Source organism: Bradyrhizobium sp. 18BD, from assembly GCF_054185225.1.
The window spans coordinates 199,295-220,808 of record NZ_JAVAYL010000004.1 but is presented as its reverse complement, the minus strand read 5'-3'; the positions used below and the strand labels follow the sequence as shown (position 1 = coordinate 220,808).

Genomic DNA, 21,514 nt, shown 5'->3' with positions numbered 1-21,514 from the left:
CGCCGGAACTCGGCCTCAGTACCATATCCGGGCAGCGAAAACAGTCCTTGATCGCGGTCAAGCATCCGTGACCGAGGCTCCCAATTAACTATCTCGGCGGTCGCCTCTTCTCGCGCTGATTCATCGGCTTTTCGGATTGACGCCCTGCAGGCAATCTCTCGAGGCGCGATAGGGTTTCCCCTCCCCGGCTCAGATCTTCGGGATCTTCGCCCGCTCCACCACGGCCGACCATTTGGTGATCTCGGCCGCGATCAGCGCCTTCATCTCCTCCGGCGAGCTGCCGCGGACCTCGCCGCCGACGGCCGTCTCCAGGCGCTGCCTGATGTCAGGATCCCTGAGGACTTCGAGCGTCGCGGCGTTGAGCGTCGCCATGATCGCGGGCGGCGTTCCCTTCGGCGCCAGCAGGCCCGCCCAGGTGCGCACGTCATACCCCTTGATGCCGGCCTCCTGAACGCTGGGGACATTGGGCAACAGCGCGGTGCGCGCCGGCGAGGTCACCGCAAGGCCGCGGATCGCGCCGCTCTGGATCTGCGGGGCCAGCAGCACGGGCGTGCCGACGATGACAGGGACTTCGCCGCCGAGCAGCGCGGTGACCGACTGCGCATCGCCGCGATAGGGCACATGCACGATCTCGACGCCGGCAGACGCGTTCAGCAGCTCTCCGGCAAGGTGATGCGTGCTGCCGAAGCCGACCGATCCGAAGCTCAGCGCGCCGGGCTTCTCCTTGGCGATCGCGATGAGCTCGCCCAGCGACCTTGCCGGATGGTCGCTGCGCACGGCGATGACGAGCGCGTAATAGACCAGCGTCGAGATCATCTCGAAACTCTCGGCCGGCTGGTAGGCGAGGCTCTTGTAGGTCGCCGCCGAAATCGCGTGGGCACCGGTGACGAGGCCGAGCGTGTAGCCGTCGGGCGCCGCCTTCGCGATCGCATCCGCCGCGATGTTGCCGCCGGCGCCGGGCTTGGCCTCGACGATGATGGGCTGGCCGAGCTTCTTCGAGAGCCCGTCGGCGACGATGCGCGACAGCGTGTCGGCCGCGCCGCCCGCGGCAAATCCGTGCAGCAGCCGGATCGGGCGCGACGGATAGTTGTCCGCCGGCACTGGGGTGGTTGCAAGACAACCGCCCAGCAGAAAAATGGCCGCAGCAAGCCGCTTCATCCGTCGCATGGATGCGTCTCCCTTTGATTGTTATGTCTTTGGCCGCAACGCGCGCGGCGTCTTCGTGCCCTAGCTAGCGCGCGAACTCCGTACATTCAGGTGAAGGCGCCATGCCCCAGACGTCGCGCGGCAGGCCGACCCACACTTTCGGCCGCTGCGGACGATCGCGGTGCCACGGGCGCGGCTCGAAATAGCCGAGCTCCTCGTCGGTCATGCGATCGAGATCGTGAAACAGCTCGACCAGATGCCCGTCGGGATTGCGGTGATAGATCGCGGTGTTGTGCCCGGGGCCATGACGAACCGGCCCCCAGAGCACCGGCAGCTTGTGCCGCGCGAGATGATCGCAGGCCTGATGCATGTGGGCGGGTCCCCGCAGCTCGAAAGCGAAATGGTGCAGACTGCGCACAGGAGCGCGCGCAAAATTCAGCGTGTGATGCTCGAAGCCGCTGCGCATGAAGACGAAGCGGTCCTCGATCCAGTCGGAGACACGCAGCCCCATGACGTCAGCATAGAACTTCGAGGCCGCCTGCGGATCGGGCGTGCGAAGCGCGACATGGCCGAGCTTGGTGACGGCGAGCGCGCCGATCCGCTCCTGCGCCGGCGTCGGCGTCCAGCCCTGGATCAACTCGAAGCGCGTCCCTTCAGGATCGCTGAACGACAGCAGCCTGGAAATGCCGGGCAAGGGATCGCTGTGAAGCTCGGGCCGCAGATCGGCCTGTTTCAGCGCGGCGCCCAGCGCCTCGATCTCGACAGCGGGCGAGATCTCGAAGGCGATGCTTTTGAGCGCGGCCTCGCCGGGCTCGATCACGAGCGAGAGCTGCTCGGAATCATTGGCAAGAAAGAGACGCTTGCCATCGCGGGCGACGAGACCAAGCCCGATCACGCCACGATAATAGTCAAGCAGCCGCTCCGGATCAGGCGAGGTGAAGGTCGCGTGCCGCAGCCGGGTGAAGCGCGCAATGGGTGCTTGTGTGGTCATCGGTGCGTCCACCCCCTCATGGCGTCATGATGATCTTGCCGAGCGCGGAGCCCTGCTCCAGCAGCGTATGCGCTTTCCTGACCTCGTCGAGCTTCAGCACCGCCGAGATCGCCGGCTTGATCGCATTCTGGCTCAGCGCATCGATCACGCTGCGCATCAGGGCGCGGCGGCCGTCGCGATCGTGGTCATAGATGTGGAAGGAGAAGCAGCGGATCGCCGGACAGATGTCGAGATGGTCGCGCATCGCCGCCATCAAATTCTCTTCCGGCAATCCGGCAAAGGCGTTGTAGGACAGCAGCGTGCCCCATTTCCCGAGCGCGCCGAGATAGCCGGTGAACTCCGGCCCGCAGACGTGATCGAGCACGAGGCCGACGCCCTCGCCCTTCATCAGCTCGCGCGTCCGCGCCACCACGTCCTCGCTTCGGTAGAAGATGATGTGGTCGGCGCCGTTCGCCTTCGCAAACGCGGCCTTCTCCTCGGTCGAGACCGTGCCGATCACGGTCATCCCGGCGAGCTTGGCCAGTTGCACCAGCGCGGTGCCGACACCACCGGCGGCGCCGATCACCAGCACGCTTGCGGGGGCGCGCGGATGGCGGCACTCGTGCAGCAGCGCATAGGCGACCTGGTAGTTCGACAGGCATACGGCCGCCCGCAGATCGGCATGGTCGGGCAGCGCGTGGACCGCGTCCGCCGGCGCGACCACATAATCGGCGTAGCAGCCGCCGCGCTGCGACAGATCGCGCGCGCTCAGCAGTACCTTCTGGCCGGCGGCAAAGCCCTCGACGCCGGGTCCAAGCGCAGAGATGCGGCCGGCGACGTCATTGCCGGGGTTGGCCGGCAAAGGCGGCATCCATTTGTAGACGCCGCGCCGGATCAGCACGTCCGGCTGCCCGACCCCGAACGCCTCGGCCCGGATCTGCACCTGCTTGGGCCCCGGCACAGGCACCGGAAGCTCGACCATCTCAAGTGCATCTGGCCCGCCCGGCTGACGCACCAGCACTGCCCTCATGATTCATTGCTCCCTAGACCATATTTTCGAAAATAATATCGTTTACGAAAATTATTGCAAGATGGTCGTTGGCGCGGCATCTTGAGGCATCGATTCACTGGCAAAGCCATGCCCGACAGCGCCATTCGCCCCCGCAAGGAATTCGGCAAGACCATCGCCGCCGACATCACCCATCGGCTGCGCGAGGAGATCATTGCCTGCGCCCTGCCGCCGGGCGAGCCGCTGCGCTTCGACGTCCTGCGCGAACGGTTCCGCGCGAGCTTCACGACGCTGCGCGAGGCGCTGACCGCGCTCGCCGCCGAAGGGCTGGTCGACGCGCAGGAGCAGCGCGGATTTCGCGTGGCGCCGGTCAGCCGCCAGGATCTGGTCGAGGTCACCGACGCCAGGGTGCTGATCGAGGTGGAATTGATCCGCCGCGCGATCGAAAAGGGTAATGACGACTGGGAGATCGCCGTCATTTCGACGCTGCACCGTTTGAAGCGGATCGAGCAGCGCGATCCCGAGCATCCGCTGCGCGACCCCGAATGGAAGATCGCCCATCGCCAATTCCACCAGGCGCTGGTGTCGGCCTGCGGCTCGGCGACGCTGCTCGCCATTCGCGCCGAGCTGTTCGATCGCGCCGAGCGCTACCGGCATCTATCGGCCAGTTTCCGGCCGCGTCCGCGCGACAAGGCCGGCGAGCACCAGGCGATCATGCAGGCCGCGATCTCGCGCAATGCCGATCTCGCCGTACAACTGATTGAGACGCATATCCGCTCGACCTCCGACAACGTCGCCAAATATGCCGCCCACCTGCTCGACGCCGAATAGGCCAGAGCCGCATTTTCGCACCGGCGGGCTTGCGCGCCGGTAGATTTTCGAAAATAATACGTTAGATCGAAAGTCATAACCTTGGGGCGAAAACCATGAAGCTGCTGTCGTTCTTGGACGGAAACCGGGAAAGCTGGGGGGCCGTTGTCGAAAACGGTGTCGTGGACCTCGGCCGCGCCCTGCCCCAGTACCCCACGCTCGCGGACTTCCTCGGCAGCGACGATTATGCGCGGCGCGCGGCCATCGTCGCGGCCCACAAGCCCACGCTGGCGCTGAGCGACCTCAAATATCTGCCGGTGATCCCGCGGCCCGAGAAGATCGTCTGCGCCGTGCGCAACTATCTCGACCACCACAACGAGGCGGTGGCGTTCGGCATGAAGCGCGAGATCACGGAGTTTCCGCCGATCTTCCTGCGGGTCTGGCGCTCCCAGGTCGCGCACAACGCGCCGGTGATCCGACCGAAGGTGTCCGACAATTTCGACTGGGAGGGCGAGCTTGCCGTCGTCATCGGCAAGGGCGGCCGCCACATCAGCCAGGCCGACGCCTGGAGCCACGTCGCGGGTTACTCGATCTACAACGACGTCAGCGTGCGCGACTGGCAGCGCCACGCGCAGCAGATCGCCTCCGGCAAGAACTTCGTCGGCACCGGCCCGTTCGGACCGTGGCTGGTCACGCCCGACGAGATCGGCGACCCCACCAGGCTGAAGCTCGAGACGCGCGTCAACGGCGCGGTGGTGCAGTCCTCGGACACGTCGATGCTGATCTTCTCGATCCCGCGGCTGATCGAATATTGCTCGACCATTTTCGACCTCGTCCCCGGCGACGTCATCGCAACAGGCACGCCGGCCGGCGTCGGTTTCACCCGCAAGCCGCCGGTCTTCCTCAAGCCCGGCGACGTGGTCGAGGTCGAGATCGAGAACATCGGCGTGCTGCGCAATCCCGTCGTCGACGAAGCCTAGAGCCGCCCATGTCGCACGACATTCGCAAGACCGCGCTCAGCGTCGAAACGATCCGGCACGAGCGCGGCCCGCGGCTGGAGACGCCGCTGCTGGTCGGCACCGCCATTGCGGTGATCCGCAATCCCTTCGCCGGCCGCTACGAGCCGGACCTGATGCCGTTCCAGGCCTCGTTGCGTGAGCTCGGGCGCGAGCTCGCAAGCGGGCTGATCGCGCAGCTCGGCGGCGCCGCGCGCATCGAGGCCTATGGCAAGGGCATCATCGTCGGCGAGGACGGCGAGCTCGAGCATGGCGCCGTCTGGCACGAGGCCGGCGGCCATGGCATGCGCGAGGTGCTCGGCCAGCCCAAGGCGATCGTCCCTGCGGCGAAGACCATTGGCGGGCCCGGCACGCGCCTGATGGTGCCGCTCGGTCACATCCATGCCGCCTATGTCCGCAGCCATTTCGGCACCGCGGAGATGACATTGTGGGATGCGCCACGGCGCGACGAGATCGCCTTCGGGCTCGTGATGGCCACCGGCGGCCGCCCCCATGCCCGCATCGGCGGCCTCAAGGCATCCGACATCTCCGTGCATGACGGGCAGCGCTGACGACGGACCGGCCCGCGCTCAATGCCCGCCGCAGCGACAGTTCTCATAATCCACGGGATCGTGGCTGTTGACGATCCTGACGCGGTCGCCGTGCTCTTGCTTCAGCGCGCGCAGCCGCGCCTGGTTGGCGATCCGCATCTTGCGGTCCATGTCGCCCTTGCGCTGGAAGAAGCCGAGCATCAGCGGCACGCGCGGCGATGCGTCGAGCTGGGCGTGGTGGAAATAGCTGTCGCCGGCATGCAGCAGCCAGGCGTCGCCTGATCGCACCGCGATGCCGCAATGGCCGAGCGTGTGGCCGGCGAGCGGGATCATCAGGATGTCGGCCTCGGTGTCGCCGAGCGCGCGCACGCCCTTGAAGCCGAACCAGCCCTCGCCGGCTTCGCCATAGAATGTCCAGCGCGGACCATGGCTCCACTGTCCCGTGACATAGCGCCCTGCGGGCGGCGCCGGCTTGCGCTCGACCGCCATGTCGTATTCGGCGCGATGGACGTGGATCGCAGCGCGCGGGAAATCCGGCACGCCGCCGGCGTGATCGCGATCGAGATGCGTCAGCAGCACGTGCCGCACGTCGTCGGGGGAATAGCCGAGCGCCTTCACCTGCTCGACCGCCGTCTCCGAAGGGTCGAGCTTTGGCGCGGTCTGGCGCACCCATCGCCGTCCCAGCCGTTCGGGTGTCGCGATATCGCCGAGGCCGATGCCGGTGTCGACCAGGGCGAGCCCGTCATTGGTCTCCACCAGCAGGCAATGGCAGACCAGGCGGGCGCGCTGGAACAGGCTGCCGGTGCCGTTCACGAGACGGCGGCCCATCGGGCACATCGTGCCGGTGTTGAGGTGGTGGATCTTCATCGCGCGTCCCCGCTGTTGTGACGGGAGCGTTCTTGCCATCACGCGATCCATAGGTAAAATATCGACTATTGATATTATCTCTAGGTTTATCCTATGGACATCCGCGAGCTTCGCTATTTCGCCGCCGTCTACCGCGAACGCAACCTGACCGCAGCGGCGCGTGCATGCTTCGTGTCGCAGCCGTCGATCTCGACCGCGATCACCAATCTGGAGGCCGAGCTCGGCACCACGCTGTTCATCCGGCACAAGAAGGGCGTCGCGCCGACCGCCTCGGCCGAGCAGTTTCACGCCCTCGCCCGCCGCATCATCGACGAGACCGACGCGGCGCGCAGCCTGTTCAGGAAGCCGGCGAGCAAGACCGCACTCACCCTTGGGCTGATGCGCACGCTCGACGTGCCCCGGACGATCGCGCTGTTGAAGCCATTGACGGCGCGCAGCGACATCGCGCTCCGCCTCGTCGGCAGCGACGAGCGCGCCGATGCCCGGATCATCTCGAAGAGCATGCTGCGCGCGGACGAGCATTTCGTTTCGCTGTGGAGCGAGCGCTATGTGGCCGCGCTGCCGCCATCACATCCGCTGACGCTGAAGGAGAAGCTCCGGGCCGCCGATCTCGCCGGCGTTCCCCTGATCGACCGTTGCCATTGCGAGCAGAGCGAATTCTTCGCCCGCGCGGCACAACGGCGCCAGACCGCGGCGATCGCGCAATCGGAGGACTGGGCGATGGCGCTGGTCGCGGCCGGCGTCGGCATCGCCATCGTCCCGGAAGGGGTCGCGCGGGGCAATCCTGACGTCGCGGTGCGCGAGATCGAGGTCAAGGTGAAGCGCGACGTCGGCCTCGCCTACCGCGCGTCGATGCCGCTGGCGGACGCGCTGAAGGATTTTGTCGGGAAGCTGCAGAAGCAGCGGCGCAAGTCCGGGCCGGCCAAGCGGCCGCCCCGCGCGCGAAAATCCTAGCCCTTCGAAACTACCGCGCGGCCGTAGGGCGGTTGCGCCTGGACCGGCGGGTTGGCGGTCTGGGCTGCGAGCTCGCCGATCAGGCGGTCGGCATCGGCGGCCATGGGATCCGGCGCCTGGATCACCAGGCGCTCCAGCGCCCAGCGATAGGACGAGACGCGCTGCTCGAGGCTCTGCTGCACCCACTGGATGATCAGCGAGTTCTCCTGCATGCGCGCGACCGCGTCATCCCTCTCCTGCGGCGAGAGTGCGGAGACGCGCACCATGGTGGCATTGCGCTTCCTGTCGAGATCGATGACGCGGATCGCGGAGGCGAAGAACGGCTCGAAGCGCGTGGTGTCGTTGCGCACGTCCTCGATCAGCTGGGCATAGCGCGAGGAATGCGAGCGATGCGGCTCGTCGATCAGCGTGCGGCCGTACATGGTGCGGTCGAACACCACCTTCTGGTGCCAGGGAGCCGGCAGGGCCCTGTAGTCGCCGAACACGCTCTTCCATGCGGGGCGCGACAGCGGCGGCTCGATCATGGGATAAGCGAGGTCGCGAAGCTGGCGCTCCTCGTCGGTGAGCTGGAACTGGGAAGCTTTCAGGCCGAGGCTGCCGGTGGCTTCAGTGCCGAGCCAGCGATGCATGTCGTCGCTGCGCATGTCGGCGCGGGTGCGGCCGAAATCGCCGCCGCTGCAGGCGCCCAACATCGCGCCGAGCAGCGCAAGCAGGACGGCCGATAGGAAGGGCCGGATATGGCGGATGGTGTCCGGCATTGCAAAGTCCGGATCAGCGACGGCGACGACGGCGCCCCGGCGCTGTGCCCTGCTCCGGCCCGCGATCGCCGCTGGTTTCGTCGCTCTCGCGCTCGATCCGAATGACGGGGAGGATCAGAACGGTCCCCATATCCGCGCGTGGTGTGACATCCCCCGACGAGCCTACCCGGCGACCGGCCGGAAATTCGATGATGGTCCCCATGTGAGCTCTCTCAATTGCCGCGCGATGAAATACGCTCCTGCAACATGGCGATCATTAAGATCAGTACATGGTTAACGGGGTGTAAACATGCCGTCCGGACCGTAACTGCACGGACCCGCCGCCCCGTCTCGTTGCGGCACGAGATGCCTTCAAATTGAAGGGCCGGCTTCACGGCTCGTTTTCCTTAACGAGCCTTTAAAGGAACCTGCGCTAGGCTCGCCCGGAAGTTTCTTTCCGAGTTGCGTACGCTTCCATGACCAAGTCGCTGTTTCCCGGATTCGACGGGTTGATGACCCTGTCCCGTCGCGAAGGCGTCGATGTCCGCCCGACGCTGCTGCGCGTGCTGACCGACCTCTATGTCCAGACCCGCATCCACAGCGACGACGAGCAGCGGCAATTCGTCGAGCTCGCCACACGATTGATCGACCAGGTCGACGATGCGACGCGCGCCTCCGTCAAGGCGAAGCTCGCGATCTACCCGCAGACGCCCGTCCCGGTCCTGCAGAAGCTCGGGCTGGTCGCCGCCCAGGAAGGCCGCAGGGTTCCGCTCGCGCGCGAGATCCCGTCGTCCCCGGCAGAACCCGCCCCGGCCCGTACGCCGACCGACGCGGAGCTGCGGATGGCCGCGAACATGGCGATGCAGCCGAAGGACGCCGCCGAGATCTACGACATGTTCTTCCGCGCCGGCTCCTCCGAGCGCGCACTGATCCTGCACAATCTGGCGCAGACGCCGCTGAAGGCCGCCCCGCGGATTCCGACCGTGCGCGCCAAACGCGCGATCCAGATCCTGGAGATGGCGGCGATCGCCAACGACGCCGAGAACTTCACCTATGAGCTCGGCGACAGCCTGATCCTGCCCTCGCGCGTCGCAGCGCAAATCGTCGACGATGCCGGCGGCGAAGCGCTCGCGGTCGCCGCGCGCGCGCTCGACATGCCGAGCCCGAACTTCCAGCGCATCCTGTTGTTCTTCAAGCCGGAGATCGGCAACTCCGTGAACAACGTGTACCGGCTGTCGCGGCTCTACGATCGCCTCAATGACCGATCGGCCCTGGTGATGCTGGCGGCCTGGCGCGGCTCGACGCTCGCCGTCACCCGCGCGAAGTATCAATCGTCGCTGCACGACAGCGACCGCCAGCGCGCCCGCGCCGGTGCGAGCCAGTCGCGGCCCGGTGCACAGCCCGGCTCCAGCCCGTCGGTGCGAACGGGTACGGGTGGGTCGTCGGAGCGGTAACGCCGGCCTTCAGAGACAGCGACATTGGATGTGGGGCGCGCGCCGCCTCCACAAGCTCGTCATTGCGAGGAGCGTAGCGACGAAGCAATCCAGAATCCCTCCGCGGAAAGATTCTGGATTGCTTCGCTGCGCTCGCAATGACGGCAGCTAGGTCTTCGCCAATTCCAGAAAATGCCGCCCGGCGCGGTCCTCGGTCTCGACGATCCACGCATCGGGATCGAAGCGGAGCTCCTTGGTCAGGCGCTCCTCGACTGCAGCCTCCGGCATCGGCTGCGGCGCGGCGGGCACGAAGAAGCGATCGACCGGCCGGCCGTCGTCATAGACAGTCTGCGGCGCCGGCACGTAGAGCATCGCATTGCCGTCGAGCAGCGACACTTTGACGAACACCGCGCCCGCCTCCTCGGCGCCGCGACGGCGCACGGCGCCGAACACGCCCTCGCCCTGGCACCGGCGCAAATAGGCCGAGACCCATATGTTGGATTTCAAACGCATGAATCGCACGATAGGCCAGCGCCGGGATCAGCACCAGCCTTCGCAGGCCCAACGCTTATTCGACGGGATGGCCGATCGCGGCGGCGAGCTCGCGGAGCAGCCGATCGGAGACCTGGCCGGTGACTTGCATCTTGTGCTCGCGCTCGAATTTCTGGATGGCGGACTGGGTCTCGCCGCCCATCGCGCCCGTGATCTTCAGATTGCCATAGCCGTATTCAGACAGCGCGCGCTGCACGCCGGCGATGCGCCGTGCGGCAGGGGTCTGCGGCAGCGGGATCGGCGCCGGCGGACGCATCGCGGAGGAAGGCGTCGAGGTCGTCGCCTTGACCAGATTAGTCATGGGATCGTTGCCCGCGCGCGGCGTCGATGCGGTCGCCTCGACCGGCTTTTCGGCGGCGCGCTCGGGTGCTCGCTCAGCCGGCTTGGGCTCGACGCGGAACTCGGTCGCCTTCGGCTCGAGCGGCGAGGTGTCGGCGCCGACGGGGCGCGGACGCGGCAAGGGATTCGACAACGGCGACGACGGCGCGGGAAGATTAATCAGGGTGCCGAACATCGGCGCCGGATGCCGGCCGGTCTGCAGGAACAATGCATTGGCGACGATCGCGCTGATGGCGCCGACGGCGACGAGGCCGGCCAGTGTGTCCTTGGGGCTGTGCAGCAGCACGCGCATCACGAGATTGCGCTCGGTCTCGACATCGATGACCGCAGCCTTGGCGCCTCCTTTGGCGCCACGGCGGCGCGGAGCAGCTTCGTCGTTGGCAGACTTCTTAGGCACTTTTCTTCACCAGAGCAGGTTGGTCGTGAAGTTGTTCCGGAGTTTCCTGGCGCAGCACGGGCGTCAAGGTCGCGATCTTGTTCTCGGCAGGCTTCGCCTGCGGCGGCGTGTAGACGAGCGGCAGCTTGACGGTGACGGCAGTGCCCTCGCCCAACCTGCTTTGTACCGTCAAATCGCCGAGATGCAACGCCACGAGGCTCTTGACGATGGACAGGCCGAGGCCGGTGCCTTCGTGACGGCGCTCATAGGTCTTGCCGCATTGGAAGAACGGCGCGCCGATGCGCTTGAGATCGTCCGGCGCAATGCCGACGCCGGTGTCGCTGATGCGCAGCGTGAGCTGCGAGGCGGACGCGGCCGCCGACACCGTGACCTGGCCGCCGCGCTCGGTGAACTTGATGGCGTTGGCGACGAGGTTGAGCACGATCTGCTTGAAGGCGCGCGGATCGCCGGTCATCACAGGCAGGTCCTGCGGCGCGTCGGTGATGAGGTCGATGCCGTTCTCCCGCGCCTTCAGCGCCAGCAGGTTGCAGCAATGCATCAGCGAGGCGCGCGGCGCGAACGGCTCGGACGCGATCTCGAAATTGCCCGATTCCATCTTCGACATGTCGAGGATGCCGTTGACGACCGACAGCAGATGCTGGCCGGAATCGTTGATGAGCTGGGCATATTCCTTGCGCTGGGCTGCGCCCAGCATCAGGGTCTGCTCCTGCGCGATCATCTCGGAGAAGCCGATGATGGCGTTGAGCGGCGTGCGCAGCTCGTGGCTCATGGTGGCGAGGAAGCGCGTCTTGGCGGCATCAGCGGCTTCCGCCGCGCTGCGCGCCTGATCGAGCGCCTGCTCGGACAGCTTGCGATCGGTGATGTCGCGCATCACACCGACGACTTCCGCCTCGCGCGTGGCGTCGCGACCGAGATCCTGGTCGAGCGGCCGGCAGCGCATCTCGACCCAGATGAAATCGACCTGGCCCCGCTCGGCGCTGACAGGCTCGCGCCGCAGCCGGAATTCGACGCTGCGCACGTCGCCGCGCGCGGCATCGGACAAAGCGGTGAGATAGGCCGGGCGGTCGGCGACATGGACGCGGTCGAACAGGCCATGGCCGTGCAGTTGCATCACTGATATGCCGAGCATGGCCTCGGCGGCCGGCGAAATGAACTGCACCGCGCCATTGCGCTGATGCCGCGAGATGACGTCGCTCATGTTGCGCGTGAGCAGGCGATAACGCTCCTCCTCGCGCGACAGCAGCGCAACGCTGGTGCGTGCGAGCGACTCCGCGCCGAAGGCAAGACCCGCAGCATAGAGAGTCGCCGAGGCGACGCCGAACGCCATCAGCACGCCGCGCTCCGTGGCGCTCGGCTCTTCCACCGGCAGCCAGCCGAGCTGGCTGATCAGGATCAGGATCCCCGCGCAGGACAGCGCGAGCAGCGAGGCAAAGGCGGCGACGCGGCGCGAAGCCGACAGCGCGGCTTCGAGCGGCACCACGACCAGCCAGACCGCCGCGAATGAACCGATGCCGCCGGTGGTCGTCGCAACCGCCATGATCAATCCGGCGAGCGCCAGCGACGATAGCACATGCGCGCCTTCATAGCGGCCGGTCCGCGACAGGAACCAGGACAACATGATGGGTGCGATCAGCCAGGCGAAGGCCGCGACCTCGACCGCGCTCGGCGCGCCACGCATGGCGAGATAAACAGGAAATGCGGCAAAGGCTGCCAGGCTGCCGAGCAGCCGCGGCGCCATGAAGGCACGATGGCGTGCACGCGTCAGCGCATCGTAACGCGCGGAGGGATGCAGCAGCGCATCGAGACAATCGCGGATGATACTCAAAACTGTCACGGGTCTCGCGCTTCGGCTCACTCGTCGAGAAGACGCGCCGGAACGCCTCCTTATCGTTGAGCCAACCTGTCAGAGCGACCTTAAACGAGTGCTAAGGCGGCAACGCGTGCGGCCGGACACCGCGTCATCGCGGAGCTTTTTAGACGATTTGACGACGTCTTTAGCGAGGATGGTGAACACAGGGTTTCACCTTCCGCCGCATGGTTTCGAATTGGTGGATGCGTGATCTGGAGGAGCGCGGAGCCGCGCTATCAATAGAAAATTTACGAGACCGCGCATCTCGAAGATTTTTGCGTAAACATTCCCCGAATTAAGCTCGAAGCAATCACTTGCGATTTATCGAGAGTTGCTAGGTCCGAGCGCCTCGCGGAGATCGCCGCGGCCGGATCTAACGTACAGGTCGATAAGATGCGCTTTCTGCTCCGCATCACATTCTGGCTCGGGCTGGTGCTGGTACTCCTGCCGCGGGACAAGACGCCCGAATCGGAGAAGCTGCCGCAGATCGGCGCTGCCGATGCGGTGCAGGCTGCGACCGCGGCCGTCTCCGACGTGACCCAGTTCTGCAAACGCCAGCCGGCGGCCTGCGAGGTCGGCGGACAGGCCGCGACCATCATCGGCCAGCGCGCCCAGGACGGCGCCAAGAAGCTCTACCAGATCATCAACGACAAGAAGGAGCAGATCGAAAAGAACGACAGAAACGACAAGAGCGACAAGAAGGCGCCCGACCACACCGGCTCGATCGCACTGGCCGGCGAAGGCGACGCCGCCTCGAACGAGGCGCCGCGTGACACCCTGACCCAGGACGACCTCGCGCTGGAATGGCGCGGTCCTCACGCTGCGAATTAGGCCCCAATCCCTATCGATTTCACGGCTTCGCGTCCTTATATTGGCGTGAACGGGAACTTTGGGCCAACATGACGACGATCGACGAAATCAGGGACAATTTCGAACTTCTGGACGAGTGGGACGACCGCTACCGGTATGTCATCGAGCTCGGCCGCACCCTGGAACCGATGCCGGAGGCCGAGCACTCCGCCGAGAACAAGGTGAACGGCTGCGTGAGCCAGGTCTGGCTGCAGAAGCTGGTCGACCGCGATGGCGGTGCGCCGATCCTGAAATATCGCGGCGACAGCGACGCCCATATCGTGCGCGGCCTGGTCGCGATCGTGCTCTCGCTGTACTCGGGCCGCACGCCGCAGCAGATCCTCGCTACCGACGCGATCGCCGTGTTCAACGAGTTCGGCTTTCGCGACCATCTGACGCCTCAGCGCTCCAACGGCCTGCGCTCGATGGTCGAGCGGATCAAGACCGATGCGCGAGAGGCGCTGGCGGAGGCGTCGTAAGCGCCTCGCGGTGAGGCGCACTTCTCGAACCAAGCTGCAAAGATCTGGTAGGGTGGGCACAGCGCTGCGCGCCTTTGCCCAGCCTACGGGAGCTGACCGCGCGGACGGACTACTTCCGCTTCCGCTGCTGCTGTCCCAAGCCCATCTGCTTGGCCAGTTGCGAGCGCGCCACCGCGTAGTTCGGCGCGACCATGGGATAGTCGGCCGGCAGCCCCCATTTCTCGCGATATTGCTCCGGCGTCATGTTGTACTGGGTGCGCAGATGGCGCTTCAGCGACTTGAAGCGCTTGCCGTCCTCGAGACACACCAGATAGTCCGGCGCGATCGACTTCTTCAGCGACACCGCAGGCTTTGCCGGCTCGTGTGGGACGACCTCGTTGCGGCCCGACGAGACGCGTACCAGCGCGCCATGCACCTGGCTGATCAGGTTCGGAATCTCGGCGGCCGGCGTCGGGTTGTGGCCGACATAGGCCGACACGATGCTCGCCGTCAGCTCGATGAAATTCTTGGCTCCGGCATCCGACATGGCCCGCCCTTCCCTAAGATCCTGCGCGTCAGGAGATTGACGACCCCAAAGTATTCCGTGTCAACAATACGTTCGGCCAAAATACAGGACTGACGAATTCGAGCTGATGACTGATGAGCCGCAGCGCTTTACTTGGGCGCAGCGAGCGTCAGCCGCCCCGCTGGTCGAGATGCGCGCGCAACTCGTCGATCGAGGCGAAGCGCATCATGCCCTCGGGCATCTGCGCCTCGATCGAGCCGTCCGAATAGAGCGAATAGGCCATGCCGTCGACGATGCCGGATTTGAGCACCGTCACGGCCGCCTGCTCGACCTCCGGCTCGGGCTCGGGTGCAGGCGGTGGCGGCGGGGCAGCCTCGGCAAAGGTCGATGGCGAGCGTGGCGCCGGGCGGCGCGAGGCGGCCGGCGGCTCAGGCGCACGCAGGCGATCCGCCTTCGGCCAGGCGTCGTCGAAGCTCGCAGGCGGCGCGTCAGGGGCCGCAGGCGCTGCGAGCTCTGCATGTGGCGGCGCGCCTTCGGAGGCCTTTGCGGCCTCGGCGCGCTCGCGCTCCTTGCGCGAGGTCGAGGCGAACAACAGATTGCGCCGGCGCGGCGCTTCCGGCGCGGCAGGCGGCGTCGGAGCTTCCGGCTCGGCGAGCGGCGGCTCGACGCGCGGACGCTCGCGCGCGGGTAGCTCGCCCTGCCATGGCGGCGGCGCGGCGGGAGCCGGCGGAACTGGCGGCTCGGCCCGCATCGGCGGCGCAGGCTCGGGCGCACTCGGTGTCGCGAGACCCGGCAGCACGGGCCTGACCCGGACCTCGGACGACGCGGCCGCGCCGGCCAGCCGACGGCCGATGCCCTTCAGCTCCAGCGCCACGACGTAGAGACCAGTCAGTAACATTCCGGAGCAGACGCCGATCGTGCCGGAGATTATGAGGGTGCTGCCGAGGCTGAATTCCCTGACGGAAAAGCCAAAAGCGACCGCAAGGAGGCCCGCCACGGCGGCGACGATGCCCGCGATCAACAATGCCAAGGTCATCGAACCCACCCCAAGCCGCGCATCCACACGCGACATCCTCTCACTCTACGCCACGATACCGTCATACTGTGGTCCTCGCCAACGGCCAATTGAGGGCAGCGTTCCTAAAGGGAAGGATATCAGGGACTTATTCACATTCCCTTCAGCTACGGATCGCTACTGCTAGTCTGCCCCCGGTTGCAAGGATTTGCTGCGTCGCATCAGGAATTTAGCCATAATGCCCAATTACTTGGTAATGGAACTGCGCTATAGGGATTCCGGGGAAGTGGCCCGCGCGCGCCAGCAGGGCCAAGAGGGGATTCCGGGTCACCAATAGCCATGACATCCATCACGACTTCGGCGATCGACACGCCCCTACGGCGCTCGGTTGAACGGACTTGCGACGATCTCGCCATGCTGGTGCTGGCTGCGGTCGCCGTCATTTCAGGCCTGACCTTCCGCGACTACGGACTCGGCTGGGACGACTACACCCACGCTGAATATGCCGACCTGCTGCTGCGCATGTTCGGTTCCGGTTTCCGGGACACCGCGGCGCTCTCCTTTGCCAATCTCTACATGTATGGCGGCGGCTTCGACATGGTCGCAGCGCTCCTGCACAAGGTCATTCCGCTCGAGCTGTTCGAGACGCGACGCCTGGTCGGCGCGATCGTCGGCGTGATCGGCCTGGCCGTGACGTGGCGGCTCGGCCGCCGCATCGGCGGACCGCTTGCCGGCCTTGCCTCGCTCCTGCTGCTCGCGCTGTGCCCGATCTTCTACGGCCACATGTTCATGAACCCGAAGGATGCGCCCTTCGCGGTGGCCATGATCATCCTGATGCTGGGCCTCGTCCGGCTCGCCGAGGAATATCCGCAGCCCTCGCCGCGCACGATCCTGATCGTCGGCTTAGGCGCCGGCCTCGCGCTCGGCACGCGCATTCTCGGCGGCCTGTCGCTGGTCTACGCCGTGATCGGCTTCATTCCGCTGTTCCTGGAGGAGCTGCGCACCGAAGGCCTGCGCGAATCGGCCCGCCGCTTCGCCCACGTGGTCTATGTGCTGCTGCCCGGCCTTGCGCTCGGCTATCTCGTGATGGGCCTGATCTGGCCGTGGTCGATCATGGAGCCCGGCAATCCCTTCGAGGCCCTGACCTACTTCTCGCACTTCTTCGAAAAGCCCTGGAAGGAGATGTTCGACGGCGCGATCGTATCGGTGCCCGACATGCCCTGGTCCTATCTGCCGACGCTGTTCGCGCTGCAGCTGCCCGAGGTGATGCTGGTGATGATGGGCGGCGCCGTGGTCAGCACCTTCGCCATGCTGACGCGCCGCGAGGTTCCGGCCCGCCGCAAGACCATCATGCTGATGCTGACGCTGGCCGCGACCCTGCCGCTCGCGATCGCGATGGTGAAGCGTCCGGCGCTCTACAACGGCATCCGCCATTTCGTCTTCGTGATCCCGCCGATGGCGGTGCTCGGCGGCGTTGCGTTCGCCTGGACGATGGAGCGCCTGCGCGCCAACCATCGCACCTGGCAGCCGGTCGTGCTCGCCACCTTCTGCTTTGGCCTTGCGCTCTCGCTCGCCGAGATGATCCGGCTGCATCCCTATCAATACACGCACTTCAACCACATCGCCGGCACCGTGCGCGGCGCCGACGACCGCTTCATGCTGGACTATTGGGGCCTTGCGCTGAAGCAGGCTTCCGATGAGCTGCGCGAGCAGCTGGTCGAGCGCCAGGAAGCGCCGCCGCGCAACCGCAAATGGAAGGTCGCCGTGTGCGGCCCGCAGCGTCCGGCGCAAGTCGCGCTCGGCCCCGACTTCACCATCGGCTGGGATTCCAATGCGGCCGATTTCGCCATGACGCTCGGCGAGTTCTACTGCAAGGGCCTGACCGCGCCCGTCCTGGTCGAGATCAAGCGCGACGACGTGGTGTTCGCCCGCGTCTACGACATCCGCGGCAGCAGCATTTCGAGCCTGCTCTCGATCCCGGCGCCGTAACAACTTGCTCCTCACCCGTAGCCCGGATGAGCGACTTGTCCGCCGTAGCTCGAAGAGCGAAGGCGGAAGCGAAAACCGGGACCGCTCGTGAGGCCCCCTCCGCGGCGCTCCATGCGGGCTACGCTGAACTGCCGCGCTTTGTCCGCCTTGCTGCCAGCCCCGACCGCGACTACGCTCCCCCTCCGCAACAACGAGGTTCGGAGAAATTGTCATGTCACCAGCGGAAGCGCGCCTGAAGGAAGTGCCGTCGAACATGACGGAGGCCGAGTGGCAGCAACGGGTCAATCTCGCCGCCTGCTACCGCCTCGTCTCGCTGTATGGCTGGGACGATCTGGTCGACACCCACATCTCCGCCCGCGTGCCCGGCCCCGAGCATCACTTCCTGATCAACCCCTACGGGCTGATGTTCGACGAGATCACGGCGTCCAGCCTCGTCAAGGTCGACCTGCATGGCAACCAGCTCACCGAGAGCGAGTACAGCATCAACCCGGCCGGCTTCACCATCCATTCGGCGATCCACGAGGTGCGTGAGGACGCGATCTGCGTGCTGCATCTCCACACCCTCGACGGCACCGCGGTGTCGAGCTCGGCCGAAGGCCTGCTGCCGCTGAACCAGACCGCGCAGCTCGTCACCCACGACCTCGCCTATCACGATTATGAAGGCATCGCGCTCGATCACGACGAGCGGCCGCGGCTGCAGAAGGACCTCGGCGACCACAACCACATGCTGCTGCGCAATCACGGCACGCTGACGGTCGGCCGCTCGGTCGCCTCCGCCTTCGAGCGCATGTACCACCTCGAGCGCGCCTGCTCGATGCAGGTGCGCACCCGCGCGCTGGGCACGCCGGTCTATCCGGTCGAGGAGATCGCGATCGAGAAGAACACCGAGCTGCTCGCCAACCGCGACCGCGCCGAGTTGCGTGCGACCAACCTCGTCTGGCCGCCGCTGCTGCGCAAGCTCGATCGCGAGCTGCCCGGCTACCGGTCTTGAGATTTCGCGGATTTCGTGTAGGGTAGTTCTCAACGACCTCTGCACGTCTTGGAATGAAACGCCGCCCAATTCCGGGCGGCGTTTTTATTTGGTTCGCTCGTCATTGCGAGGAGCGAAGCGACGAAGCAATCCAGACTGCGCCCCGCGGAGAGATTCTGGATTGCTTCGCTTCGCTCGCAATGACGAGGACAGGTCTCGTAGGGTGGGCAAAGCGAAGCGTGCCCACGTCTTCTTTCTTCGTGATCACTGAGCGATGGTGGGCTCGGCGCGTTGCGCCTTTGCCCACCCTACGGCACCTCGGCTTACTTCACCTCCGCGAGCGCGGCGAGGATGCGGGCCCAGGAGCGGATGCCCTTCTGGAAGCTGCGCAGGTCGTACTTCTCGTTCGGCGAATGGATGTTGTCGTCGTCGAGGCCAAAGCCGACCAGCAGCGAATCGAGGCCGAGCGTGCGCTTGAAGTCGGCGACGATCGGGATCGAGGCGCCGGAGCCCATCAGCACGGTCTCCTTGCCCCATTCCTCCGCCAGCGCCTTGCTGGCGGCGGCAAGCGGCTTCATGTTCCAGTCGAGCGCGACCGCGGGCGCTGCGGAATGATCGCCGAACTCGACCTTGCAGTCGCCTGGCAGCCGCGCCGTGACATAGTCGCGGAAGGCCTTGCGGATCTTGGCGGGGTCCTGCCCCTCGACCAGGCGGAACGAGACCTTTGCCGAGGCGTGCGACGGGATCACCGTCTTCGAGCCTTCACCGATATAGCCGCCCCAGATGCCGTTGACGTCGCAGGTCGGACGCGACGAGGCCTGCTCGATCAAAAGGCGCCCCTTCTCGCCGGCCGGGATCGACAGGCCGATCGGCTTCAGGAACATCTCCGGCGTGAGATTGAGCTTCTTCCACTGCTCGAGGATGTCGGGCGGCAGGTCCTTAACGCCGTCGTAGAAGCCGGGGATGGTGATGCGGTTGTCGTCGTCGAACAGGCCGCCGAGGATCTTCGTCAGCACCCGGATCGGATTCATCGCGCTGCCGCCGAACACGCCGGAATGCAGGTCGCGATTGGCCGCGGTGATCTTCAGCTCTTCATAAAGCAGGCCTCGCAGCGAGGTCGTGATCGCCGGCGTGTTGCGGTCCCACATGCCGGTGTCGCAGACCAGCACGTAGTCGGCCTTGAACTCATCCTTGTTGGCTTCGATGAACGGCACGAAATTCTTCGAGCCGACCTCCTCCTCGCCCTCGATCAGGAAGGTGATGTCGATCGGCAGCGAACCCGTCACCTTCTTCCAGGCGCGGCACGCCTCGACGAAGGTCATGACCTGGCCCTTGTCGTCCTCGGCGCCGCGCGCGACGATGATCTTGCGGCCGTCGGCGTGGTCGGTGACGACGGGCTCGAACGGCGGACGATTCCAGAGATTTTCCGGATCGACCGGCTGCACATCGTAGTGACCGTAGAAGATCACGTGCGGGCGGCCGCCAGCGTTGGTCTTGCCGACGATGGCGGGATGGCCGGCGGTCGGGCGCACTTCGGTTGAGACGCCGAGGCTTGCGATGTCCTTGGCGAGATGCTCGGCCGCCGCTTTGCAATCGCCGGCAAAGGCCGGATCCGCGGAGATCGACTTGATCCGCAACAGCGAGAACAGACGCTCCAGGCTGTTGTCGAAATCCTTGTCGATGTGGTCGAGCACGGATTGAAGCTGGGCATTGGCCATGATCGGATTCCCTACGTTCGAGATGTCTCGGCTTTTAGCGCTGTCGCTGGCCCGGAGCCAGCCGCAACCGGCGGATGTCGGATGTGCCATGCCAGCGCACCGGCAAGAACAGCCGTGGCAATGAGGTTATTGCCCCAAGCCTGGATGACATTGGGAAACCACGGCAGCGCCAGCAGCATGAGGATGCCGGCAGCGCCCAGCGCCAGCCAGGTTCCCAGCCGCACATGCGGCCGCACGTCGAAGGCGGCGCGATGCATCAGCACCGTCATCGGGAAGAACAGCCACATGAAATAGTATTGCCGCGCGAGCGGCGAGGCCACCGTCATCAGGCAGAACAGGATACCGAGCTCTTCGGCATCCGAACGCGCCGTTCGCCGCCGCTCCGGCGGCATTACCGCGAGGAAGCCGAGCCCGAGCAACGCTGATACCGCCAGCACGATCCGGTTCGCCGTCTTGTAATCGACGTCGATGATATTCATCGTACGCGGCGGCTTGTTGTGATCTTCCTGATTGTAGTTGATCGGCCGGACCAGGCGATGCGTCACCGCAATGAGCGACTGGTTGACCCACGACCAGTTCTGCTCGTCGCGCTGGCCGAAGCCCTTTTCCGAGCTCGTGCCGACCATGCCCTGGTACCAGGTCTTGAGCTCGGCGGCGTTACGCTCGAAGCCGCGGATCGGCGCCGGCACGATATAAAGAAGGATGCCGGTGAAGGCGACCGTCGCGGCGACGGCGGCCCACTTCCTGCGCCAGACCAGATAAGGCAGCACCGCGATCGGAAACACCTTGATGGCGGTGGCGAGCGCGAACATGAAGCCCGCAAACCAGGCGCGCTGATGCTGCAACAGCCAGAAGCCCCACAGCATTATCGCCAGCAGCAGGAGGTTCGGCTGGCCGAGATCGAACATGTCGAACACGAAGGTGACGGTGACGAGGGCCGGCAGCGCCTCCAGCCAGGGACCGGGCTCGCGGTCCGATCCCGTCATGGCATTGGAGAGTATGCCCGTGTACCACCATGCCACCACGTTCAGGATCGACAGCACGGTATAGAGCGTGATCTTGCCGAACCAGCTCGGGATCGCCAGCAGGATCGCCGGCAGCGGCGGATAGATGAACTCGAAATACGCGCGGATGTCGCTGGGATAGAGCGGCCCGTTCTTCAGAACCTGCTGCCCGGCCCAGTACCACAGGCCGTAATCCTTGGTCTTGCCATGACCGAAGATCTCGGGGCCGAGGACATCCGCCGTCAGGATCAGGCAGCAGAGCAGAAAGAGCAGGTCGAGCGGCGCTCGCAGCGACAGGGTTCGGAGTGCGCCGGGTTTGGCGAAAGGTTCAGATGAGGTCACGATGAGGTCCAGTGGCGAAGGCACAGGACGTAGC

22 protein-coding genes are annotated in these 21,514 nt (G+C 65.8%); 9 read left to right on the top strand and 13 right to left on the bottom strand.

The annotated features are described in order from the left end of the window. Positions 1–189: 189 nt before the first annotated feature. The 3 genes from RAD16_RS09410 to RAD16_RS09400 all read right to left on the bottom strand — a co-directional run bounded on the left by RAD16_RS09410 (position 190) and on the right by RAD16_RS09400 (position 3,146). Positions 190–1,167 carry a tripartite tricarboxylate transporter substrate binding protein gene (locus RAD16_RS09410; protein ID WP_458157593.1) on the bottom strand — a complete coding sequence of 326 codons (978 nt, stop codon included), beginning with the start codon at positions 1,165–1,167 and terminating at the stop codon, positions 190–192. 64 nt (positions 1,168–1,231) lie between these two features. Next, positions 1,232–2,137, bottom strand: a complete 906-nt coding sequence (locus RAD16_RS09405; RefSeq protein WP_458157592.1) for a VOC family protein — start codon at positions 2,135–2,137, stop codon at positions 1,232–1,234. A 16-nt stretch (positions 2,138–2,153) separates the two neighbouring features. Further along, entirely contained in the window at positions 2,154–3,146 is a 993-nt protein-coding gene (locus RAD16_RS09400) for a zinc-dependent alcohol dehydrogenase family protein (RefSeq protein WP_458157591.1), read from the bottom strand. 108 nt (positions 3,147–3,254) lie between these two features. Here RAD16_RS09400 and RAD16_RS09395 point away from each other — a divergent pair, with 108 nt between their 5' ends. From RAD16_RS09395 to RAD16_RS09385, 3 genes are all read left to right on the top strand, one after another. Next, positions 3,255–3,956 (top strand): GntR family transcriptional regulator, encoded by a 702-nt coding sequence (locus RAD16_RS09395; RefSeq protein ID WP_458157590.1) that lies wholly within the window; start codon positions 3,255–3,257, stop codon positions 3,954–3,956. Positions 3,957–4,051: 95 nt separating this feature from the next. Then, positions 4,052–4,915 (top strand): fumarylacetoacetate hydrolase family protein, encoded by an 864-nt coding sequence (locus RAD16_RS09390; RefSeq protein WP_458157589.1) that lies wholly within the window; start codon positions 4,052–4,054, stop codon positions 4,913–4,915. Between the two features lie 8 nt (positions 4,916–4,923). Continuing rightward, the gene (locus RAD16_RS09385; RefSeq protein WP_458157588.1) at positions 4,924–5,502 is read left to right on the top strand and encodes an amino acid synthesis family protein; all 579 of its coding nucleotides are present in this window, start codon (positions 4,924–4,926) and stop codon (positions 5,500–5,502) included. Positions 5,503–5,520: 18 nt separating this feature from the next. On the opposite strand, the gene RAD16_RS09380 is transcribed toward RAD16_RS09385, so the two are convergent. After that, entirely contained in the window at positions 5,521–6,348 is an 828-nt protein-coding gene (locus RAD16_RS09380; protein ID WP_458157797.1) for an MBL fold metallo-hydrolase, read from the bottom strand. A gap of 93 nt (positions 6,349–6,441) precedes the next feature. On the opposite strand from RAD16_RS09380, the gene RAD16_RS09375 reads away from it, so the two are divergent. Next, positions 6,442–7,302, top strand: a complete 861-nt coding sequence (locus RAD16_RS09375; protein ID WP_458157587.1) for a LysR family transcriptional regulator — start codon at positions 6,442–6,444, stop codon at positions 7,300–7,302. Here the strand turns inward: RAD16_RS09375 and RAD16_RS09370 are convergent. Together RAD16_RS09370 and RAD16_RS09365 are read right to left on the bottom strand one after the other, a co-directional pair. Further along, a complete protein-coding gene (locus tag RAD16_RS09370; RefSeq protein ID WP_458157586.1) occupies positions 7,299–8,060 on the bottom strand; it encodes a hypothetical protein in 762 nt (253 codons plus the stop codon). The two genes, RAD16_RS09375 and RAD16_RS09370, sit on opposite strands and share 4 nt — an antisense overlap. 13 nt (positions 8,061–8,073) lie before the next feature. Further along, complete coding sequence (locus RAD16_RS09365) at positions 8,074–8,262, bottom strand: hypothetical protein (RefSeq protein ID WP_326899676.1); 189 nt, start codon at positions 8,260–8,262, stop codon at positions 8,074–8,076. A gap of 253 nt (positions 8,263–8,515) precedes the next feature. Here RAD16_RS09365 and RAD16_RS09360 point away from each other — a divergent pair, with 253 nt between their 5' ends. Next, positions 8,516–9,493 (top strand): DUF2336 domain-containing protein, encoded by a 978-nt coding sequence (locus RAD16_RS09360; RefSeq protein WP_458157585.1) that lies wholly within the window; start codon positions 8,516–8,518, stop codon positions 9,491–9,493. A gap of 147 nt (positions 9,494–9,640) precedes the next feature. Here the strand turns inward: RAD16_RS09360 and RAD16_RS09355 are convergent, their stop codons facing one another. Genes RAD16_RS09355 through RAD16_RS09345 form a run of 3 tightly spaced genes read right to left on the bottom strand, consistent with a single transcriptional unit; the run spans position 9,641 to position 12,594 of the window. Continuing rightward, positions 9,641–9,985, bottom strand: coding sequence for a DUF1491 family protein (locus RAD16_RS09355; RefSeq protein ID WP_458157584.1), 345 nt, complete (start codon positions 9,983–9,985; stop codon positions 9,641–9,643). Positions 9,986–10,040: 55 nt separating this feature from the next. Next, a complete protein-coding gene (locus tag RAD16_RS09350) occupies positions 10,041–10,760 on the bottom strand; it encodes a peptidoglycan-binding protein (RefSeq protein WP_458157583.1) in 720 nt (239 codons plus the stop codon). Further along, a complete protein-coding gene (locus RAD16_RS09345) occupies positions 10,753–12,594 on the bottom strand; it encodes a PAS domain-containing sensor histidine kinase (protein WP_458157582.1) in 1,842 nt (613 codons plus the stop codon). Before RAD16_RS09345 ends, RAD16_RS09350 begins: the two co-directional genes overlap by 8 nt. A 408-nt stretch (positions 12,595–13,002) precedes the next feature. On the opposite strand from RAD16_RS09345, the gene RAD16_RS09340 reads away from it, so the two are divergent. Both RAD16_RS09340 and RAD16_RS09335 read left to right on the top strand, forming a co-directional pair. Continuing rightward, on the top strand, positions 13,003–13,440 hold the full coding sequence (locus tag RAD16_RS09340; protein ID WP_458157581.1) for a DUF5330 domain-containing protein: 438 nt from the start codon (positions 13,003–13,005) through the stop codon (positions 13,438–13,440). 68 nt (positions 13,441–13,508) lie between these two features. Beyond that, positions 13,509–13,937, top strand: a complete 429-nt coding sequence (locus RAD16_RS09335) for a SufE family protein (RefSeq protein ID WP_212482852.1) — start codon at positions 13,509–13,511, stop codon at positions 13,935–13,937. A 109-nt stretch (positions 13,938–14,046) separates the two neighbouring features. On the opposite strand, the gene RAD16_RS09330 is transcribed toward RAD16_RS09335, so the two are convergent. After that, positions 14,047–14,463: a Ros/MucR family transcriptional regulator gene (locus tag RAD16_RS09330; RefSeq protein ID WP_326899667.1), complete on the bottom strand. Its 417-nt coding sequence runs from the start codon at positions 14,461–14,463 to the stop codon at positions 14,047–14,049. A gap of 148 nt (positions 14,464–14,611) precedes the next feature. Beyond that, positions 14,612–15,478: a DUF308 domain-containing protein gene (locus tag RAD16_RS09325; RefSeq protein ID WP_458157580.1), complete on the bottom strand. Its 867-nt coding sequence runs from the start codon at positions 15,476–15,478 to the stop codon at positions 14,612–14,614. 318 nt (positions 15,479–15,796) lie between these two features. Between RAD16_RS09325 and RAD16_RS09320 the strand changes: the two genes are divergently transcribed. Next, positions 15,797–17,446 (top strand): glycosyltransferase family 39 protein, encoded by a 1,650-nt coding sequence (locus tag RAD16_RS09320; RefSeq protein ID WP_458157579.1) that lies wholly within the window; start codon positions 15,797–15,799, stop codon positions 17,444–17,446. Positions 17,447–17,657: 211 nt separating this feature from the next. Next, positions 17,658–18,437, top strand: coding sequence for a class II aldolase/adducin family protein (locus RAD16_RS09315; RefSeq protein ID WP_326899662.1), 780 nt, complete (start codon positions 17,658–17,660; stop codon positions 18,435–18,437). A 302-nt stretch (positions 18,438–18,739) separates the two neighbouring features. Here the strand turns inward: RAD16_RS09315 and RAD16_RS09310 are convergent, their stop codons facing one another. Together RAD16_RS09310 and RAD16_RS09305 are read right to left on the bottom strand one after the other, a co-directional pair. Further along, positions 18,740–20,134: a M20/M25/M40 family metallo-hydrolase gene (locus RAD16_RS09310; protein ID WP_458157578.1), complete on the bottom strand. Its 1,395-nt coding sequence runs from the start codon at positions 20,132–20,134 to the stop codon at positions 18,740–18,742. Positions 20,135–20,145: 11 nt separating this feature from the next. After that, the gene (locus tag RAD16_RS09305) at positions 20,146–21,480 is read right to left on the bottom strand and encodes a glycosyltransferase family 87 protein (protein WP_458157577.1); all 1,335 of its coding nucleotides are present in this window, start codon (positions 21,478–21,480) and stop codon (positions 20,146–20,148) included. Positions 21,481–21,514: the final 34 nt, after the last annotated feature.

Excerpts from the sequence above, each read along its gene's own strand:
- RAD16_RS09410 (WP_458157593.1), bottom strand. The coding sequence starts at position 1,167 with ATGCGACGGATGAAGCGGCTTGCTGCGGCCATTTTTCTGCTGGGCGGT.
- RAD16_RS09405 (WP_458157592.1), bottom strand. The coding sequence starts at position 2,137 with ATGACCACACAAGCACCCATTGCGCGCTTCACCCGGCTGCGGCACGCG.
- RAD16_RS09400 (WP_458157591.1), bottom strand. The coding sequence starts at position 3,146 with ATGAGGGCAGTGCTGGTGCGTCAGCCGGGCGGGCCAGATGCACTTGAG.
- RAD16_RS09395 (WP_458157590.1), top strand. The coding sequence starts at position 3,255 with ATGCCCGACAGCGCCATTCGCCCCCGCAAGGAATTCGGCAAGACCATC.
- RAD16_RS09390 (WP_458157589.1), top strand. The coding sequence starts at position 4,052 with ATGAAGCTGCTGTCGTTCTTGGACGGAAACCGGGAAAGCTGGGGGGCC.
- RAD16_RS09385 (WP_458157588.1), top strand. The coding sequence starts at position 4,924 with ATGTCGCACGACATTCGCAAGACCGCGCTCAGCGTCGAAACGATCCGG.
- RAD16_RS09380 (WP_458157797.1), bottom strand. The coding sequence starts at position 6,348 with ATGAAGATCCACCACCTCAACACCGGCACGATGTGCCCGATGGGCCGC.
- RAD16_RS09375 (WP_458157587.1), top strand. The coding sequence starts at position 6,442 with ATGGACATCCGCGAGCTTCGCTATTTCGCCGCCGTCTACCGCGAACGC.
- RAD16_RS09370 (WP_458157586.1), bottom strand. The coding sequence starts at position 8,060 with ATGCCGGACACCATCCGCCATATCCGGCCCTTCCTATCGGCCGTCCTG.
- RAD16_RS09365 (WP_326899676.1), bottom strand. The coding sequence starts at position 8,262 with ATGGGGACCATCATCGAATTTCCGGCCGGTCGCCGGGTAGGCTCGTCG.
- RAD16_RS09360 (WP_458157585.1), top strand. The coding sequence starts at position 8,516 with ATGACCAAGTCGCTGTTTCCCGGATTCGACGGGTTGATGACCCTGTCC.
- RAD16_RS09355 (WP_458157584.1), bottom strand. The coding sequence starts at position 9,985 with ATGCGTTTGAAATCCAACATATGGGTCTCGGCCTATTTGCGCCGGTGC.
- RAD16_RS09340 (WP_458157581.1), top strand. The coding sequence starts at position 13,003 with ATGCGCTTTCTGCTCCGCATCACATTCTGGCTCGGGCTGGTGCTGGTA.
- RAD16_RS09335 (WP_212482852.1), top strand. The coding sequence starts at position 13,509 with ATGACGACGATCGACGAAATCAGGGACAATTTCGAACTTCTGGACGAG.
- RAD16_RS09330 (WP_326899667.1), bottom strand. The coding sequence starts at position 14,463 with ATGTCGGATGCCGGAGCCAAGAATTTCATCGAGCTGACGGCGAGCATC.
- RAD16_RS09325 (WP_458157580.1), bottom strand. The coding sequence starts at position 15,478 with ATGACCTTGGCATTGTTGATCGCGGGCATCGTCGCCGCCGTGGCGGGC.
- RAD16_RS09320 (WP_458157579.1), top strand. The coding sequence starts at position 15,797 with ATGACATCCATCACGACTTCGGCGATCGACACGCCCCTACGGCGCTCG.
- RAD16_RS09315 (WP_326899662.1), top strand. The coding sequence starts at position 17,658 with ATGTCACCAGCGGAAGCGCGCCTGAAGGAAGTGCCGTCGAACATGACG.
- RAD16_RS09310 (WP_458157578.1), bottom strand. The coding sequence starts at position 20,134 with ATGGCCAATGCCCAGCTTCAATCCGTGCTCGACCACATCGACAAGGAT.